This window comes from Nonomuraea mangrovi (genome assembly GCF_042681425.1).
GTDB classification, from domain to species: Bacteria; Actinomycetota; Actinomycetes; order Streptosporangiales; family Streptosporangiaceae; genus Nonomuraea; species Nonomuraea mangrovi.
The window spans coordinates 681,256-698,253 of the sequence record NZ_JBHUFV010000033.1 but is presented as its reverse complement, the minus strand read 5'-3'; the positions used below and the strand labels follow the sequence as shown (position 1 = coordinate 698,253).

General features: G+C 70.9%; 17 protein-coding genes. 12 read left to right on the top strand and 5 right to left on the bottom strand.

From position 1 onward, the window contains the following. Positions 1 to 337: 337 nt before the first annotated feature. Genes ACFSKW_RS21640 through ACFSKW_RS21630 form a run of 3 tightly spaced genes read left to right on the top strand, consistent with a single transcriptional unit; the run spans position 338 to position 2,939 of the window. Positions 338 to 1,582, top strand: a complete 1,245-nt coding sequence (locus ACFSKW_RS21640) for an alpha-hydroxy acid oxidase (RefSeq protein ID WP_379574116.1) — start codon at positions 338 to 340, stop codon at positions 1,580 to 1,582. A gap of 10 nt (positions 1,583 to 1,592) precedes the next feature. Next, positions 1,593 to 2,240 carry an alpha/beta fold hydrolase gene (locus tag ACFSKW_RS21635; protein ID WP_379574115.1) on the top strand — a complete coding sequence of 216 codons (648 nt, stop codon included), beginning with the start codon at positions 1,593 to 1,595 and terminating at the stop codon, positions 2,238 to 2,240. 36 nt (positions 2,241 to 2,276) lie between these two features. Further along, positions 2,277 to 2,939: a TMEM175 family protein gene (locus ACFSKW_RS21630; protein WP_379574114.1), complete on the top strand. Its 663-nt coding sequence runs from the start codon at positions 2,277 to 2,279 to the stop codon at positions 2,937 to 2,939. A gap of 127 nt (positions 2,940 to 3,066) precedes the next feature. Here the strand turns inward: ACFSKW_RS21630 and ahpD are convergent, their stop codons facing one another. Next, a complete protein-coding gene (gene ahpD / locus ACFSKW_RS21625; protein WP_379574113.1) occupies positions 3,067 to 3,603 on the bottom strand; it encodes an alkylhydroperoxidase, AhpD family in 537 nt (178 codons plus the stop codon). A gap of 64 nt (positions 3,604 to 3,667) precedes the next feature. Then, the gene (locus tag ACFSKW_RS21620) at positions 3,668 to 4,219 is read right to left on the bottom strand and encodes a peroxiredoxin (protein ID WP_379574112.1); all 552 of its coding nucleotides are present in this window, start codon (positions 4,217 to 4,219) and stop codon (positions 3,668 to 3,670) included. Positions 4,220 to 4,335: 116 nt separating this feature from the next. Between ACFSKW_RS21620 and ACFSKW_RS21615 the strand changes: the two genes are divergently transcribed. Continuing rightward, positions 4,336 to 5,259 (top strand): LysR substrate-binding domain-containing protein, encoded by a 924-nt coding sequence (locus ACFSKW_RS21615; protein WP_379574111.1) that lies wholly within the window; start codon positions 4,336 to 4,338, stop codon positions 5,257 to 5,259. A 78-nt stretch (positions 5,260 to 5,337) separates the two neighbouring features. Here the strand turns inward: ACFSKW_RS21615 and ACFSKW_RS21610 are convergent, their stop codons facing one another. Continuing rightward, positions 5,338 to 6,024 carry an aspartate/glutamate racemase family protein gene (locus ACFSKW_RS21610; RefSeq protein WP_379574110.1) on the bottom strand — a complete coding sequence of 229 codons (687 nt, stop codon included), beginning with the start codon at positions 6,022 to 6,024 and terminating at the stop codon, positions 5,338 to 5,340. Positions 6,025 to 6,042: 18 nt separating this feature from the next. After that, complete coding sequence (locus ACFSKW_RS21605) at positions 6,043 to 7,209, bottom strand: pyridoxal phosphate-dependent aminotransferase (protein WP_379574109.1); 1,167 nt, start codon at positions 7,207 to 7,209, stop codon at positions 6,043 to 6,045. Positions 7,210 to 7,235: 26 nt separating this feature from the next. On the opposite strand from ACFSKW_RS21605, the gene ACFSKW_RS21600 reads away from it, so the two are divergent. Genes ACFSKW_RS21600 through ACFSKW_RS21590 form a run of 3 tightly spaced genes read left to right on the top strand, consistent with a single transcriptional unit; the run spans position 7,236 to position 11,232 of the window. Continuing rightward, positions 7,236 to 9,167 (top strand): alpha/beta hydrolase, encoded by a 1,932-nt coding sequence (locus ACFSKW_RS21600; protein ID WP_379574108.1) that lies wholly within the window; start codon positions 7,236 to 7,238, stop codon positions 9,165 to 9,167. Continuing rightward, positions 9,164 to 10,009: a DUF418 domain-containing protein gene (locus ACFSKW_RS21595; RefSeq protein ID WP_379574107.1), complete on the top strand. Its 846-nt coding sequence runs from the start codon at positions 9,164 to 9,166 to the stop codon at positions 10,007 to 10,009. Before ACFSKW_RS21600 ends, ACFSKW_RS21595 begins: the two co-directional genes overlap by 4 nt. Then, positions 10,006 to 11,232, top strand: a complete 1,227-nt coding sequence (locus ACFSKW_RS21590; protein ID WP_379574106.1) for a M20 metallopeptidase family protein — start codon at positions 10,006 to 10,008, stop codon at positions 11,230 to 11,232. Before ACFSKW_RS21595 ends, ACFSKW_RS21590 begins: the two co-directional genes overlap by 4 nt. On the opposite strand, the gene ACFSKW_RS21585 is transcribed toward ACFSKW_RS21590, so the two are convergent. Next, the gene (locus ACFSKW_RS21585; protein ID WP_379574105.1) at positions 11,168 to 13,102 is read right to left on the bottom strand and encodes a hypothetical protein; all 1,935 of its coding nucleotides are present in this window, start codon (positions 13,100 to 13,102) and stop codon (positions 11,168 to 11,170) included. The two genes, ACFSKW_RS21590 and ACFSKW_RS21585, sit on opposite strands and share 65 nt — an antisense overlap. A 61-nt stretch (positions 13,103 to 13,163) precedes the next feature. On the opposite strand from ACFSKW_RS21585, the gene ACFSKW_RS21580 reads away from it, so the two are divergent. The 5 genes from ACFSKW_RS21580 to ACFSKW_RS21560 all read left to right on the top strand — a co-directional run bounded on the left by ACFSKW_RS21580 (position 13,164) and on the right by ACFSKW_RS21560 (position 16,987). Then, entirely contained in the window at positions 13,164 to 14,798 is a 1,635-nt protein-coding gene (locus tag ACFSKW_RS21580) for a RyR domain-containing protein (RefSeq protein WP_379574104.1), read from the top strand. Beyond that, positions 14,795 to 15,271 (top strand): hypothetical protein, encoded by a 477-nt coding sequence (locus ACFSKW_RS21575; protein WP_379574103.1) that lies wholly within the window; start codon positions 14,795 to 14,797, stop codon positions 15,269 to 15,271. The genes ACFSKW_RS21580 and ACFSKW_RS21575 overlap by 4 nt, the downstream gene beginning before the upstream one ends. Before the next feature lie 10 nt (positions 15,272 to 15,281). Next, a complete protein-coding gene (locus ACFSKW_RS21570; RefSeq protein WP_379574102.1) occupies positions 15,282 to 16,076 on the top strand; it encodes a carbon-nitrogen hydrolase family protein in 795 nt (264 codons plus the stop codon). Between the two features lie 66 nt (positions 16,077 to 16,142). Beyond that, on the top strand, positions 16,143 to 16,595 hold the full coding sequence (locus tag ACFSKW_RS21565) for a hypothetical protein (RefSeq protein ID WP_379574101.1): 453 nt from the start codon (positions 16,143 to 16,145) through the stop codon (positions 16,593 to 16,595). Continuing rightward, on the top strand, positions 16,592 to 16,987 hold the full coding sequence (locus ACFSKW_RS21560) for a hypothetical protein (RefSeq protein WP_379574100.1): 396 nt from the start codon (positions 16,592 to 16,594) through the stop codon (positions 16,985 to 16,987). The genes ACFSKW_RS21565 and ACFSKW_RS21560 overlap by 4 nt, the downstream gene beginning before the upstream one ends. Positions 16,988 to 16,998: the final 11 nt, after the last annotated feature.

The following is a 16,998-nucleotide window of genomic DNA, read 5'->3' as shown; positions in this document are numbered from 1 at the left end:
CCCTTACGGATGCCTTCTGGTGTCCTTAAGGCCGGATCCCGCGGGGTGAACAACCACCCCTAAAAGGGTAAAGATCCCGCTTTGGGGGTTTATTAGTGGATTCATCCCTTCCGTGTGGGAGCTCCGTACTGTAAACAGTCTTAAGAGATATCCGTCACTCGGTTGGGAGCCTTCATGATCGCCTGGATCGTGCTGATCCAAGCCTTGCTCGCCCTCGCGGGACTGTCCGCGATCTGCCTGCTGACGCGAAGGTCCCGTGACAACCGCCCTTTCGAAGGCCCAGGCCGGTAGCGACCAGGGCCACCCGAGGACGCGCCCGGCCGATGCGGAGGCGCCCATGACAAGCGCCGGCGGCGGCGCGGCGCGGCGGCTCCCACGCTGGTCCGAGATCCGGCCCCTGCTGCGGGGCAGGCCGTTCATCGCCGACGCGGTCGAGCGCCGGCTGTCCAAGGCCCACACGATCGCGGACCTGCGGGCCGTGGCCCGCCGGCGGGTGCCGCGCTCGGTCTTCGACTACGTCGACGGCGCGGCCGAGGACGAGATCGGCATCGGCCGCGCGAGGGACGCCTTCCGCGCCGTCGAGTTCCACCCGCGCGTCCTCAGGGACGTCGGCACGGTCGACCCGTCGGTCGGCGTCCTCGGCAGGCGCAGCGCGCTTCCGCTGGTCCTCGCACCGACCGGCTTCACCCGGATGATGCACCACGAAGGCGAGATCGCCGTGGCCCGCGCCGCCGCCGACGCCGGCGTCCCCTACGTACTGTCGACGATGGGCACGACGTCGATCGAGGACCTCGTGCGCGCGGTCCCCGCCGCTCGCACATGGTTCCAGCTCTATCTGTGGCGGGACAGGGACGCGAGCGCGCGGCTCGTCGAACGGGCGATCGCGGCGAACGTCGAGACGCTGATCCTGACGGTGGACACGCCCGTCGGCGGGGCCCGCATGCGAGACGTGCGCAACGGCCTGACGATCCCGCCCTCGCTGTCGCCGCGCACGCTGGCCGACATGTCTCTGCACCCGTCCTGGTGGTTCAACCTGCTGACGACCAGGCCGCTGGAGTTCGCCTCGATGGCGTCGTGGAACGGGACGGCCGAGGAACTCGCCCGGCGGATGTTCGACCCCGGGGTGACCATGAAGGACCTCGCATGGCTCAGGGAGACGTGGCCGGGAAAGCTGGTCGTCAAGGGAGTCCAGTGCGTCGAGGACGCCGTGGCGGTGGTCGAGCGCGGCGCGGACGCCGTCGTCGTGTCCAACCACGGCGGCCGCCAGCTCGACAGGGCGCCGGTCCCGCTCGAACTCCTGCCCCACGTCGTGGCGGCCGTCGGCGGGCGGGCCGAGGTGATGGTCGACACCGGCATCTGCTCGGGCGCCGACCTCGTGGCCGCGCGGGCGCTGGGCGCGTCGGCGGGGATGGTGGGGCGGGCCTACCTCTACGGCCTGATGGCCGGCGGCGAGCGAGGTGTACGGCGGGCCCTCGGCATCCTGCACCAGGAGGCCACGCGCACCCTGCGGCTTCTCGGCGTGCCGCGCATGGAGGACGTGGGCGGGGAGCACGCCTCCCTGCGCGCGTGGAACGGGCGGTAGCCTCACGGACGTGATTCGCACCGCACACGTCAACGGCATCGACCTCGCCTACCGGGAGGAGGGCGATCCCGCCTCGCCCACGATGGTCCTGCTGCACGGCCGTACCGCCGACCACAACCACTGGAACCTCTACACCCGCCGCTTCGCCGAGCGCTTCCACGTGGTCGCTCCCGACCTGCGTGGCCACGGCGCGAGCGGGCATCCGGCCACGTACGCGCTGCCCGACATGGCCGAGGACATCGTGGCGCTGCTCAGAGCGCTCGGCGTGGAGCAGGCGGTGCTGATCGGACACTCGCTCGGCGGCGCGGTGGCCTACCACCTGGCCATGAACCACCCCGACCTGGTCTCGGTCCTGATCCTGGAGGACCCTCCTGCGCCACTGCCGATCGACAGGCCGCCGCTGGAGGACGACTCCCCCATGATGGTCGAGACCGAACGCCAGATCGTCTCCCCCGATCCGGCGTGGGCGGAGGGGCTGAAACGCGTCACAGCGCCCACGCTGGTGCTGTCGGGCGGTCCTTCCAGTCACGTCGACGCCGCGCCGCTCGCCGAGCTGATCCCGGGCGCGAAGCTCGTCACCATCGACGCGGGGCACCTGATCCACTCGGCGGCGCCGAAGGAGTTCTCGGCGGCGGTCGAGGAGTTCCTCGAGGGCTGACAAACTATCTCCTCCCCCCTCAAGAGGAGATAGTTCATGACCGGTGACGACAAGCCGCGCCCCGGGCTGAGCGCGGAACGCGTCGGCGTGTTCACCGACGCGATCTTCGCCATCGCCATCACCTTGCTCGCTCTGGAGATCCCGCGACCCGAGGAACCGGAGCAACTCGCCGACCTCGGGCACTTCCTGAGCGAGCACGCCGGCGCCTTCGCCGGGTTCGCGCTGGCCTTCCTGATGCTGTGGTTCAACTGGCGTGCCCACCACACACTGTTCGACCAGCTCGCGCGGGTGTCGCAGGCGGTGCTGGCGGTGCACATCCCGCTGCTGCTGTTCTCGGCCTTCCTGCCGTACGCGACCGGTCTGTTCGCCCTGGAGGAGCTGCCGACGGACGCCAGGTCCATCGCGGTGGCGATGTTCGGCGGCACCGAAGCGGTGCTCATGCTGTGCCAGGGCCTGCTCTACACGCTCACCCTGAGGCAGGGCCTGTACGCCGTCGGCGCCAGCACCACGCGCATGAGCACCGCGGCCGCGATCAACTGGGGCATCGGCGTCCTGTGGGCGGTCAGCGCGATGCTGGCCTTCCCGCTCGGCGACGGCGTCACCCTGCTGTGGCTGGCCACCCCGCTGCTGGCCCTGGCCATCCTGTACGGCATGCGCCTGCGGCGGGGCCGTGAAAGCCGAAGGGCGTCCCTCGGCTGAGGGACGCCCTTGCGCGCGGAAGGCGGATCACGCCCTGTGCAGCAAAGGCGGATCACGTCCTGTGCTGGGAAGGCGGGTCACGCCCTGTGCTGGGAAGGCGGGTCACGCCCTGTGCAGGGAAGGCGGGTCAGACCGTCACGAGGGCGGCCTCGGCCTCCAGGGTCGCGGCCGTCGCGTTGACGACGGCCGCGATCCGCAGCGCCTCCTGGATCTGCTCACGCGGCATGCCGGAGCCGCGCAGCACCTGCTCGTGCGACTCCAGGCAGCGCCCACAGCCGTTGATCGCGGAGACCGCCAGGCACCACAGCTCGAAGTCGACCTTGTCGACACCCGGGTTGCCGATGACGGTCATGCGCAGCCTGGCCGGCATCGTGCCGTACTGCTCGTCGCCGATCAGGTGGGTGGCGCGGTAGTAGACGTTGTTCATCGCCATGATCGAGGCGGCGGCCTTGGCCGCCTTGAACGCCTCGGCCGACAGGGCGGCGGCGGCCTCGCCCGCCACCTCGGCGATGACCCGGGCCGACCTGGTGGCCAGCGCGCACGCCAGGACCGCGCCCCACAGCTGCTGGTCGGTCAGCGACGACGTCGTCGTGACCGAGCCCAGGTTGAGCTTGGTGTCCTTGGCGTAGTCGGGCAGCGCGGCCTTCAGGTTGTCGATGCTCATGCCTGCTCCCTCGCCGCTCGCACGGTCATCGGCCGGCCGTGCTCCCCGCGCTCGGTTCGCTCGCTCATGCGCCCAGCAGGGCCTTCGCGTCGAGGCCCTTCTCGCCCTTGTTCCAGTTGCAGGGGCACAGCTCGTCGGACTGCAGGGCGTCGAGGACCCGCAGGACCTCCTTGACGTTGCGGCCGACCGAACCCGCCGTCACCATCGTGAACTGGATCTCGTTGTTCGGGTCCACGATGAAGGTGGCGCGCTGGGCGACGCCGTCCTCGCCGAGGATGCCGAGCTCCGACGACAGCTCGCGCTTGATGTCGCTCAGCATCGGGAACGGCAGGTCGCGCAGGTCCTCGTGGTCCTTGCGCCACGCGTGGTGGACGAACTCCGAGTCGACGGAGACGCCGAGCACCTGCGCGTCACGGTCGGCGAAGTCCTCGTTGAGCCGGCCGAACTCGGCGATCTCGGTGGGGCACACGAAGGTGAAGTCCTTCGGCCAGAAGAACACCACGCGCCACTTGCCCTCGTAGGTCTTGTGGTTGATCTCCGTGAACGCCTTCTCGGGGTCCAGGTCGACGCAGGCGGTGAGCTCGTACTCGGGGAACTTGTCACCAACGGTGAGCACGTGGATGTCTCCTTGTAGGACGTCGTTGTCAGTGCCTCCAGGTTGCCGCACCTACCATTGATCCGAGAAATCGAGCAGTCGGACCAATCTGAGAGGTGATTCCTATCAGTGAGCCCATGCCCACCCTCGCTCAACTGCGGGCATTCCTCGCTGTAGCCGACCATCTCCACTTCAGGGAGGCCGCCACCGCGCTCAGGATGAGCCAGCCCGCGCTGTCGGGGTCGGTCTCCGCGCTGGAGGAGATCCTCGACACACAGCTGCTCGAAAGGACCACCAGAAGAGTGCTGCTGACACCCGCGGGCGAGCGGGTGGCCGCGCACGCCACGCGGGTGCTGGCGGCGGTCGACGACCTGGTCGGCGAGGTGGCGCGCAACCGCGAGCCGTTCAGCGGGCCCGCGCACCTGGGCGTGATCCCGACGGTCGCGCCGTACGTGCTGCCCGCGCTGCTGCCGATGTTCGCCAGGCGCTTCCCGAAGCTGAAACTCACCGTGCACGAGGCCAAGACCGAGACGATCGTCGAGGAGGTGAGGGAGGGCAGGCTCGACCTGGTGCTGCTGGCCCTGCCGACCGAGACGAGCGGGCTGGTGGAGGAGCCGCTCTACGACGAGGAATTCCTGCTGGCCGTCCCCGAGGGCCATCCGCTGGCCGTCGAGGAGACGCCGCTGCGCAGGTCGGCGCTGAAGGGTCTCGACATCGTGCTGCTGAACCAGGGCCACTGCCTGCGGGAGCAGGCGATCGACGTGTGCAGGGAGGTGGGCGCGCGGGCCACCGCGACCACCTACGCCACCAGCCTGCCGACGCTGGTGCAGCTGGTGGCGGGCGGCCTCGGGGTGACGCTGCTGCCGGAGTCGGCGGTGCCGGTGGAGACGGGCAAGAGAGTACGGCTGGCGCTGCGCAGGTTCGCCGATCCGGCGCCTGGCAGGACGATCGGCATGGCCTACCGGGCCAGCTCGGCGCGGGCCGCGGAGTACGCGCAGCTCGCCAAGGCGGTGCGGAGCGCGGTGAGGCAGCGGAAGCTGCCGGTGAAGGTGGTCGCCTGACCTGGAGCCCGGCACCGGCTCGAACGGCACCGGCTGGGGGCACCACCTTGGACCGGCACCACCTTGGACCGGTACCGGTTAGGTGGTGAACGGCCAGCCGGTGACGGGCGGGCGCGGGGTCAATCCAGGGGCGAGGCCGAGCGCGCCCAGCGACTCGGCCATCTTGACGGCGGCGCTCACGCCGTCCACGACGACCAGCCCGGTGGCCGCGGCGACGTCCGCCGCCATGCCCGCCATGCCGCCACAGCCCAGCACGACCACCTCGGTGGCCGCGCGTCGCGCGGTGTCGGCGACCGCTGTCACCGCCTCCTCGCGGTGGTCGACCAGGTCGGGCACGCCCAGGCCCGAGGCCAGGACGCCGGCGCAGGCCGCGTCGAGCCGCAGCGTCCGCAGGCGGTCCTCGACGATCGGCGCGGCCGCGGCGGTGGAGGTGACGATCGTGAACCGCGCGCCGAGCGTGCGGGCCAGCAGCGGCCCGCACTCGGTGATGTCGAGGACGGGCGCGGCGGTGAGCTCCTGCGCGGCCTCCTTGCCCGGCTCGCCGAACCCCGCCATCACCACCGCGTCGGCGGGCGTCTCCGCGATCAGTTCGAGGACGCCGACCGCGCTGAACAGCACCTCACAGTGCCCGGTCAGCTCGGCGGGCCCGCGGCGCGGCGCGAGCGTGGTGACGGTGGTGCCCGGCGCGGCGGCGGCGCGCGCGGCCTCGTGGATCAGCAGGGTGCAGCCGTCGACGCGGTTGGGGTTGACCACGAGGATCTCCATGCGCGCAACGGTATACCACTATTGTCCGAGCCGCTTGAGCCTGGTCACCGCCTCGTCGATGACCTCGTCCTTCTTGCAGAAGGCGAACCTGACGAAGTGCCGGCCCCTGTCGGGGTGGTCGTAGAAGACCTGCGTCGGGATCGCCACCACTCCGGCCAGTTCGGGCAGCCGCCTGGTCAGCTCCAGGCCGTCGGTGAAGCCCAGCGGCCTGATGTCGGTCTGCACGAAGTACGTCCCGGACGGCTTCAGCACCTCGAACCCCGCCGCCGCCAGCCCGCTCATCAGCCTGTCGCGCTTGCCCTCGAGGCCTTCGCGCAGGCCCGCGACCCAGTCCAGTTCCTCGCGCAGGCCGTACGCCACGGCGAGCTGCCACGGCCCGTTGGCCGTGAAGGTCAGGAACTGCTTGACGGTCTGAACGGCCCGCACCAGCTCGGGCGGAGCGCACACCCAGCCCGTCTTCCATCCCGTCACCGAGAACGTCTTGCCCGCCGAGGCGATCATCACGGTCCGCTCGCGCATGCCCGGCAGCGTGGCCATGGGGATGTGCGCGACGCCGTCGAAGGTCAGGTGCTCGTACACCTCGTCGGTGATCGCCACCAGGTCGCGCTCCTGGCACAGCTCGGCGATACAGGCCAGTTCCTCGGCGGTGAACACGGTGCCCGTCGGGTTGTGCGGCGAGTTGACCAGGATCGCCCTGGTGCGCGGCGTGACAGCGGCGCGCAGCTCGTCGGGGTCGAAGGTGAAGCGCCCCCGCTCGGGCCGCAGGGTGACCGCGACCAGCCTGGCCCCGGCCAGCGCGATGGAGGCGGCGTAGGAGTCGTAGTAGGGCTCGAAGGCGATCACCTCGTCGCCCGGCTCGCACAGTGCCAGCACCGAGGCCGCGATCGCCTCGGTGGCGCCCACGGTGACCAGCACCTCACCGTCGGGATCGTAGGCGAGGTCGTAGTGCCGCCGCCGGTGCTCGGCCACGGCCTGCCGCAGCTCGGGCACCCCCGGCCCCGGCGGGTACTGGTTGGCGCCCGACCTGATGGCCTCCACCGCGCGGTCGAGCATCGCGGGCGGGCCGTCGGTGTCGGGAAACCCCTGCCCCAGATTGATCGAACCGGTCCGTACGGCCAGCGCGCTCATCTCGGCGAAGATCGTGGTGCCGAACTGTCGCATTCGGGAAACAAGGGGATCGTTCACAGGACCACACTATTAGTCTCGAGGGCGTGATCACCCGGGTCGCTCTCGCCGTCGCGCTCGTGTCCGCTCCGAGCGCCCTCCCCACCGCCGGATGGGTCAACGAACCCGTCGTCGCCGCCCCCGCCGGTGCCGAGCTCGGGACCAGCGCCGGAGCCGAGCGCCGGACCGGTGTCGGGACCGGACCCGAGCGCCGGACCGGGACCAGCGTCGAGAGCTGGTCGACCGGGCCCGGGAACGGGACCGGACCCGGGAACGAGTCGGGGGTCGGGGCCGGGAACGAGTCGGGGGCCGGGAACGGGTCGGGGGTCGGGGCCGGTCCTGTCGAGGAGCGGGCGTGCCCCGTCCCCATGCCCCCAGGGACCAGGTGCGGCTTCCTGGTGGTACCCGAAAGGCGGGACGGCGACCGGGCAAAAACGATCAGAGTGGGCTTCGCCGTCCACCGGGCGAGGAACCCCGCGGGCGACCCCGTCGTCTACACGAGCGGTGGTCCCGCCTCGGCCTCGATCCAGCTCACCGGCTTCCTGGCGTCGATCTTCCCCGACCGCGACGTCGTCACGCTGGAACAGCGCGGCAGCAGGTACTCCAAGCCCACGCTCGGCTGCCCCGAGACCGTCTCGGCCATGCTCGACAGGCTGCGCGCCCCCAGGGCCGACGTCGCGAAGGGCGCGCTCGACTGCCGCAGGAGGCACGAGGAGCAGGGCGTCGACCTGCGCGGCTACACCACCAAGGAGATCGCGGCCGACGTCGTCGACCTGCGTAAGGCGCTCGGCTACGCCAGGTGGAACCTGTTCGGGGTCAGCTACTCCACCAGGGTGATGGTGGACGCCGCCGCGGCCGACCCCGAGGGTGTGAGCGCGGTGGTGCTCGACTCCTTCCTGCCGCAGGACGTCTCCTGGTACGGAGAGGCCGACCGGAACCTGGCCGACACCGTGGCCGCCCTGGGCGTCGGCGACAGGTTCGAGGCGATGGTGAAGCGGTTGAACGCGCGTCCCGCGCTGGTGCCCGCCACCGACCCGCTGACGGGCAGGGCGTTCACCGCCAGGCTGACCGGCGACGACGTGGCGACGGTGCTCGCCGAGGGCCTGCACGACGCGAGCGTGATCGCGGTGGCCCCCGCGCTGGTCGACGCCCTGGCCGAGGGGCACGACGAACTGCTGCGGCCGCTGGCCGACCAGGTGGGGCCCGGTCTCGCCTCCCACGAGTTCGGGCTCTACCACGCGGTCCAGTGCCAGGACGAGGCCGACTTCCCCGAACGGTCACGCCTGTTCACGGTGACCTCCGACAAGGAGGTGTGCGCGGCATGGAAGCTGCCGGCCTCCACGCCCACGAAGGCCACGACGAAGGCGCCCGTGCTCGTACTCGGCGGCCAGTACGATCCGACCACGCCCGCCCGCACCGCCAGACCGGCGGCGGAGAGGTTGCCCAACGCCCGCTTCGTGGAGTTCGCCGGAGTCGGCCACGCGGTGTTCCTGTCGACGGCGTGCGGCGCCCGCACCATCGCCGCGTTCGTCGCCGACCCTGTGGGCTGGAAGCAGCCGTGCGACCCTTCGCAGCGCGGCTTCACCTCCGTGCGACCCGGCGACCTTCACGTCACCGGCGCGCCGTACCAGGCGCTGACCTCCCCGTGGCTGGCCGTGCCGCTCGCGTTGTTCGCGCTGGCGAGCCTGGCTCAGCTCGTCGGCGGCGCGCTCAGAGGCAGGGCGCTGACCGCGTTCGCCGGGCTGGCCGGCGTGGCCTTCGTCGGCCTGGCGGCCGACGCGGTGTGGGGGCTGATGAAGGAGAACGAGACCGCGCTGGCCGTCGGGGTGCCGCACACGCTCGAGGCCTACGGCTGGGTCGCGGCCGGCTCGGCCGTTCTCACGGTGGCCGCTCTGCTACGAGCCCGTACAATCCCCAACATCCTGGCCACCGTGATCGCGGCCGGCCTCCTCGTGTGGTGGTGGTCCTGGTTCCTGTGACACGCATCAGAGAGCTCGACGCGCTCCGCGGTTTCGCGGTGTGCGGGATCATGCTGGTCAACACCTGGCAGCACGCTGAGGGGCCGGAGAGCGACTGGTGGGTCGAGACGTTCTTCCAGGGACGCTTCTACCCGATCTTCTCCCTGCTGTTCGGCATCAGCTTCGTGCTCGTGCTGCAGGGCGCCACCCGGTGGGTGCTGCTGCGCAGGCTGCTGTGGCTGCTGGTGTTCGGGCTGGTCCAGCACACCTGGTATCCGGGAGAGGTGCTGACCGACTACGCGCTGTTCGGAATCGGCGTGCTGCTGCCCGCCTCGTTCCTGTCCGGCGGCTGGCCGATCCTGGCGCTCGGGGTGGCGGCGATCGCGTGGGGCACCTGGATGGGCGGCGGCATCCTGATCATCCCCGGGCTCTTCCTGATCGGCATGGCCCTGATGGAGCTGCGGCTGGGACGCCGATGGCTGCTGCCGGGCTTCGTGGCGTCGGCGGCCGTCTCCGCGGTGCTCACCTGGGCCTACCCGCGAACCGAACAGTGGTGGATCTACGTGACGGCGGCCCTCGCGGGCGCCGCCGCCTACTCCACGCTGGTGCTGTACCTGCGGCCGCGGTGGCTGGAGCCGATGGGCAGGATGGCGCTGACCAACTACGTCTCGGGCACCGTCGTCATCGCGCTGACCGCCCCGATGCGGTGGCCCGTGCTCCCGGTGGTGGCCGTGACACTGGCCGCGCAGCTGCTGTTCAGCTGGTGGTGGCTGTCCAGGTTCAGGTACGGCCCGCTCGAATGGGCCTGGCGCGTGCTCACCTGGTGGAAACGCGTGGAGAACAAGCCCATACTCCGTTCGTGACGCCAAGCGCCTTGCTCCGCCTGCTGGACGACGAGCTGCCCGACGCGATCCGCCTCCGTCACCGGCTGCATGCCGTACCCGAACTGGGCGGCGCCGAGGCGGAGACCTGCGCGATCATCGCCGAGCATCTGCCGCTGCCGCACAGGGTCGTGGCGGGCACCGGGATGATCGTGAGGGTCGGCGCGGGCGGCGCGGGCGGCGCGGGCGGCGAGCCCGCGATCGGCGTCAGGGCCGAGCTGGACGGGCTGCCGATGACCGAGCGGACGGGGGCGGCGTACGCGTCGGCCAACGGCCACATGCACGCCTGCGGCCACGACGTCCATCTGGCCGCGCTCGTCGCGCTGGTGCGGGCGGCCCGCAAGACGGCGCTGCCTGCGCCGCTGGTGGCGATCTTCCAGCCGTGCGAGGAGCGGCATCCCTCGGGCGCGGTGGCGCTGCTGCGCGACGGCGAGCTGGAGGCGGAGGCGGTGGAGTCGGTGGTCGCCGTGCACGTCCACCCCGACCTGCCGTGGGGGTCGATCGGCGCCGATCCGGGCACGGTCAACGCGGCCGCCGACGCGATCAGGATCGATGTCGAAGGGCGCGGCGGGCACGCCGCCTACCCGCACCGCACGAGGGACCCGGTGCTGGCGCTCTCGCATCTCGTGGTGGCGCTGCACGGACTGGTGGGGCGGCGCGTCGACCCGGTTCACGGCGCGACGCTCACGGTCGGGGCCGTCCACGCGGGCACGGCCGAGAACGTCATCCCCGGCGCCGGCCACGCCCTGGTCACCGTCCGCGCGCTGGACGCGGCCGACCAGCGCGAGCTGCGGCTGGCCGTCAGGGAGTGCGCCGAGCACGTGGCCGCCGCGCACGGGTGCACGGCGCGGCTGACCTTCACCAAGAGCGAGCCGCCGCTGGTCAACGACCCGGCGCTGGCCGAGGCCGCCAGGCGCAGGGCCGCGGCGGCCGGGTTCGCCCTCGCGCCCGCCTGGCACTCCTGCGGCGGCGACGACTTCGCCCACTACGGCACCGCGCGGCCCACGCTGATGGCGTTCGTCGGGCTGAACGGCGCGCCCGGCTTCGCCCACGCCGGGCTGCACGATCCGCGCTTCCTGCCGCCCGACGAGGCGGTGGCCGCGTGCGCGCGTGCGCAGGCGCTGGCCTACGCCGCCGCGCTCAGCGTGCGGAGCGGAACACCAGCAGGCGGAACATCTGCGTGGAGCCGACCAGCTTCTCCTTGACCAGGCGCAGTCCGTGGCGCTCGGCGCCGGCCGCCAGGCGGGCGACGGAGACCGCGTTGACCATGTCCTGGTTGCCCGCCAGGTAGGCCTCCGCGTATCCCTCGGAGAGCCCGTTGTCGATCATCCAGGTGCGCCACGCGGTCACCGCCGCCTGCCGCTCCCTGTCCTCCTCGGGGGCGAAGCAGTCGGAGAAGACGAGGCTGCCGCCGGGTTCGAGGCGTTTGGCGCACTCGGCGAAGAAGCAGTCGACGGACTCCTCGGTGGGGCTCTGGCCGAGCAGGAAGTGGGTGACGAGCGAGCCGAAGATGACGTTGTAGGTGATGTGGTCCTCGACGTCGTCCCAGGCGGTCTTGTTCAGCAGGCGGACCCAGCGGTTGAGGTCGTCTCCGATCTTCCTGTGGGCGAGTTTGCGCATCTGCACCGCGCGGTCCATGGCACGGTAGCTGTCGACCGGGTAGAGCTGGCCGAGTTGCTCGAACGGCTCGCACAGGGTGCGGATCCACGGGACGATCGCCGCGGTGAGGCTGCCGGTGCCGTACCCGATCTCCAGCACGGAGACCGACATGTCGATCTCCTGGAAGATGCGCAGGATCTCGCTGGTGACGGTGGCCGAGCAGTCCTGGATCAGGTCGTCGTACATCGGGATCCAGGTGCGGATGTGCTGGTCGTAGCGGTCGAAGTAGGCCGGCGAGCGGTGCTCGGTGCGCAGCGTCCAGTGCTCGTCCCACCTGCCGATCTCCAGCTTGCGCAGCCATTCGCGCTTGAGCGTGTGGAAGTCGTGGTTGGGGTCGAAGCGCACCGCCCGCGCCTTGACCGCCTCGTAGTAGCGGGTGGCCAGGTTGAAGCGGTGGCGGTCGCGCTCGATGTGGAGCATGCGGCGCTCGCCGAAGTCGCTCTCCAGCCTGCGCCGGTAGCCGCCGATGCAGTCGGGGTTGAGCAGCAGCAGGTGGGCGCCGACGGCGGTGTCGCCGAACGGGTGGCGCACGCCGAGCCCCACGTCGTCGACGGCGGCCACGTAGATCTCGTAGCCGCTGCCCGACAGGCTGCCGATGTGGTCGCGCCACATGGACATGTGCCGTGACAGCTCGGCCTCGCCCTGGAAGAACAGCCGCCAGTCGATGAGGAAGATCCGCTCGGTGACCTGGGAACTCATCAGCTCGGGGTGCTCGAGGTCGGTCTGCCAGAACGTCTCGGTGTTGTCGGTCAGGTCGGCGATGGCCCTGATCGGCCCGTCGTTCCAGTCGCGCAGCTCGGCGAAGCAGTGGGAGTAGTAGTCGGCGTCGGTGACGAGGTTGGAAGGGCCCGAGTTGCGCACCTCGGAGGCCAGCGCCTCCAGCCAGCCGCTGCGCAGGTGGAGCTGCGGGTGGTCGGAGTCGTGGTTGCCGAGCACGGACTGCAGGCCGCCGTGCAGCTGGGTCAGCTTGCGGCGCAGCGCGCGGTGGCCAGGGCTGAGCGACTCCATCTCCAGCCGGTCGAGCAACCTGCCGAAATCGGTCTCGAATTTCCCGAATCCCGCGTCGCTGCCGGCACTCGGATAGTTGAGGTATCGGGGAGCGCCGAAGTCTTCCGGCAGTTCGTGGGTGCCCTCCTGCTTGATGACGACGACAGGCAAATCCAGCGCCCGCGCAAATCCGACTTCAAATGCCAGATTGGGGCGAACCGTACTTCCTTCCAGGATGAGAATGTCCGACCTGCGGATCTGCTCCTGGATCTCGATGCCAATGTTGCGGCTGTGGGGCTGCTCGCTCCAGTCGTAGACGTCGTAGTGGCGCTCGGCCAGCTGTCCCTTCACCGACTGGACCGCCCTGATGACGGATTCGGATCCCTCAGCCTCGGTGGACCAGGCGAGAAATGCATTGACGGGGTCCATGCAGACATGAATACACGACAGACGACTGGACTTTCAAAGAGGGCGAAAATATCGTGACGGAATGGCATTGCGGCTGTCTTTTGCCGTACTGGTGGTCGCGTCTTTCGTTCTCGGCCTGGTGGGTTTCGCCGCCTACCTCCAGCCGGGTGCCTCCGCCTTCGACCTGGTCTACTACTCCCTCCAGTTGTTCGTCCTGGACCCCGCGCCTTTCGACGTCGACCACGAGCCGTTGGGGTGGGCGCTGGAGGTGGCCCGCTTCACCGCCCCCGCCGCCACGATCTACGCCCTGGTCGCCGGTCTGCTGCTGCTGTTCTCGACCGAGATCCGCCGCCTGCGCGCCCGCGGCTCGCGCGGCCACGCGGTCGTCTGCGGCACGGGGCCGATCGCGGGCGTGCTGACCAGGCGCCTGCGTACGGCCGGCCGCGGCGTGGTGCAGATCGCCCCCACGCCCAACGCCGACCGGGGAGTCCTGCACGTCGAGGGCGACCCGCGCGATCCCTCCGTGCTGCGCGCCGCAGGCATCGAGCGCGCGGCCGTCCTGTACGCCTGCGAGAGCGACAGCGCGACCAACACCGCGATCGCGCTGGCCGCGCACGCCATGCCGAGGCCGAAGACCCGCCCGCTTGCCGCCTACGGGCTCATCTCCGACCCCGACATGTGCGCGGCGCTGCGCGCCAGGCGACTGGGGCTGACCAGGCCGACGGGGCTGCACCTGGACTTCTTCAACCCCGACACGCTCGCGGCCCGCGTGCTGCTGCAGAACGACCCGCCCACCACGGCCGACCCCGTCATGCTCATCGGCCTCGGCACCTTCGGCAGGACACTGCTGCTGGAACTGGCCAGGCACTGGCGCCTGCACGCGCCGGACTCCGGCCCCCTTCCTGTCACCGTCGTCGACGCGGCCGCGACGAGCACCGTGGCGGCCCTGTGCGCCAGGCACGACCTGCTGCTGACGGCCTGCGATCTCGAGGCGATCGACCTGGAGCCGGAGCAGGTGAGCCTGCCCGAGATGCTGCCGCAGGCCTCGCGCCGCGTCTACGTCTGCTACCCCGACCAGGACCTCGCGCTGAAGGTGGCGCTCACGTCGCTGCGCCTGTGGGGCGGCGGCCCAGGCTCGCTGGTCGTCCGCGTCGACCACGCGGCGGCCTTCGACTCCAGCCTGCTGGAGGGGCTGGACGGCGCGCTCAGGGTCTTCCCCGTCACGGATGCGGCCGGCGATCCCGCGCTGATCTCCGAGGACCTGGTGGAGACCCTCGCCAAGGCGGCCCACAACCACTATCTGGCCGACCAGCGCGGCAGGGGCGCGCGGTTCGCGCTCAACCCTTCGCTGGTGCCCTGGGAGGAACTGGAGGAGAGCAAGCGCGAGTCCAACAGGCTGCTGGCCGAGGACATCGGCAGGAAGCTGAAGGAGGTCGGTTGCGCGCTCGGCCCGCGTGTCGACCCCGACCTCGGCTTCGCCTTCACCGAGGGGGAGATCGAGCTCCTCGCGGAGATGGAGCACGTGCGCTGGGTACGGATGATGGTGAGCCGCGGCTGGTCCCACGGACCGTTGAGGGATGATGAGAACAAGACGCATCCCGACATAGGAGATTGGTCCACTTTGTCAGCATCGGCGAAGGAGAAGGACCGGGACACGGTCAGGAACCTTCCCGGCATCCTGGCACTGGCCGGTTTCCAGGTGGTGAGGACCCGATGACGAGGTTCGCCGTGACAGGACACCGCGAGCTGACGCCGCACACCGTGGAGCTGGTCAGCCAGGCGCTGCGCGAGGCGCTGGCGGACGCCGGCCCCGACCTGGTCGGCGTGTCGTGCCTGGCCGAGGGAACCGATCAGATCTTCGCCGCCGAGACGATCGCGGCCGGCGGCGAGCTGCGCGCCGTCCTGCCCGCCCACCACTACAGGGAGAGCCTGCCCGCCGACGCCCGCCACACCTACGACATGCTGCTCGGCAAGGCCGCGCACGTCCTCGAACTGCCCTTCGACGAGGCCGGGGTGCCCGCCTACCTCGCCGCGGCCGAAGCCATGCTGGCCGAGGCCGACGAGCTCGTCGCAGTGTGGGACGGCGCGGTGCCACGCGGGCGCGGCGGCACCGCCGAGGTGGTGGCCATGGCCGTCCGGGCGGGGATGCCCGTGCGGGTGATCTGGCCGCCGGGTTCCAGCCGGGCATAGGCTCGAGGGCGTGACGAGAATCGCGCTCTGCCAGCTGCCCGTCTCCCCCGACCCCGTGGTCAACCTCAAGCGGGCCAGGGAGGCCATCGCCAAGGCCGAGGGCGCCGACCTCGCGATCTTCCCCGAAGCCACCCTCACCAGGTACGGCAAGCGGATCACCGACCTGGCCGAGCCGCTGGACGGCCCGTTCGTCACAGGCCTGGCCGAGGCGGCCCGCGAGCACGGCGTCGCGGTGATCGCCGGCGTCTTCGAGCCGGGAGACGGCCGCGTCCACAACACCGCGGTGGCGCTCGACGCCTCGGGCGCCGTCCTGGCCGCCTACCGGAAGATCCACCTGTTCGACTCCTTCGGGTCGCGCGAGTCGGAGCTCGTCGCGCCCGGCTCAGAACCGACCGTGGTCGAGGTCGCGGGGCTGCGCGTCGGCCTGGTCACCTGCTACGACCTGCGCTTCCCCGAGCTGGCCAGAGCGCTCGTCGACAGGGGCGCCGACATGTTCGCCGTCATCGCGGCATGGGGCTCGGGACCGCTCAAGGAGGACCACTGGATCACTCTCGTGCGAGCCAGGGCGCTGGAGAACACGATGTGGACCGCCGCCGTCGGTCAGGCGCCCAACCCCGCCGAGTCCGGCGACGGGTTCGGGGTCGGGCGCAGCATGCTGGTCGACCCGCTGGGCGTGGTCCGCGCCGATCTGGGTAGCGCACCGGCGGTGCAGGTGGTCGACCTCGACCCCGAGCTGACCGCCTCCGCCCGCGCCACGCTGCCGTGCCTGGAGCACAGGGTGCTGGGCGTGGCGAGACTGCCGTGACCTGGGAGTCGCTCCGATTGGCGGGGTTCCTCAATCGGAGTGGCCAAGAGATCGTAAAGTGGTGCCGTGAACGAGCGTAGGACACAGATGCAGAAGGTGGTGCCGCCTCGGCTGCTCGTGCCCTACCTCTCGGGAAAGCGCACGGTCATCTCCGGCTACGTCTACCGCGTGCAGGACTGCGTGCGGCTGACCACGCCGCGCGCGTTATTCCTGGGGCTCGACCTGTCCTTCGAGGGATCGGAGCTGAGCGCGGAGGTGCCCGAGCTGTACGTCATGCGGTGGTACGCGCGTGACGTCGACACCTACGCGGTGCCGTACGGGCCGCACATGGGCGGCGACTGGAGCGACGCGCCGCCGTTCGCCGGCAACGGGTTCACCACCTCCCGCGAGCACGTGGTGCCGCAGTTCCACACCACCCCGATGCCCATCCCCGCGGGAGCCGAGATCGTGCACGTGGGCGACAGGGGCGAGCGGCCCTTCGCCGCCTACGACGGGCTGACCTGGCGGCCGTCCACATGAACGACGCGATCGTTCCCGTGGCGTCGGGGTTCGCCGCCCGTCACAGGGGCCGCACCCATCCGGCGGCGATCGGGCCTGACAGCGACGAGGTCGTCCTGTTCAGCGAGGAGGAGCTGGAGGGCTTCGAGGCGGGCTCGGGCTACTGGCGCCGCACCGTGGAGCGCTCCGAACTGGAGTGGCTGGTGCTCGTGCGCACGGTCGGCGCGTTCGGCGGCGAGCCCTGCGTCGTCCTCGACGAGGACGACGACGGCCTCCACATCGCCTACACGGGACACAGCGGCATGAAAGCGGAGGCGCTCGGCTACTGGATGGTCGACCATGGGGCCTACGAAGTGGTCGTGCCGCGCGAGGAGGTCTTCTCGATCCGGGTGGAGCGCCTTCCCGTCGACTGACCCTGTCACCC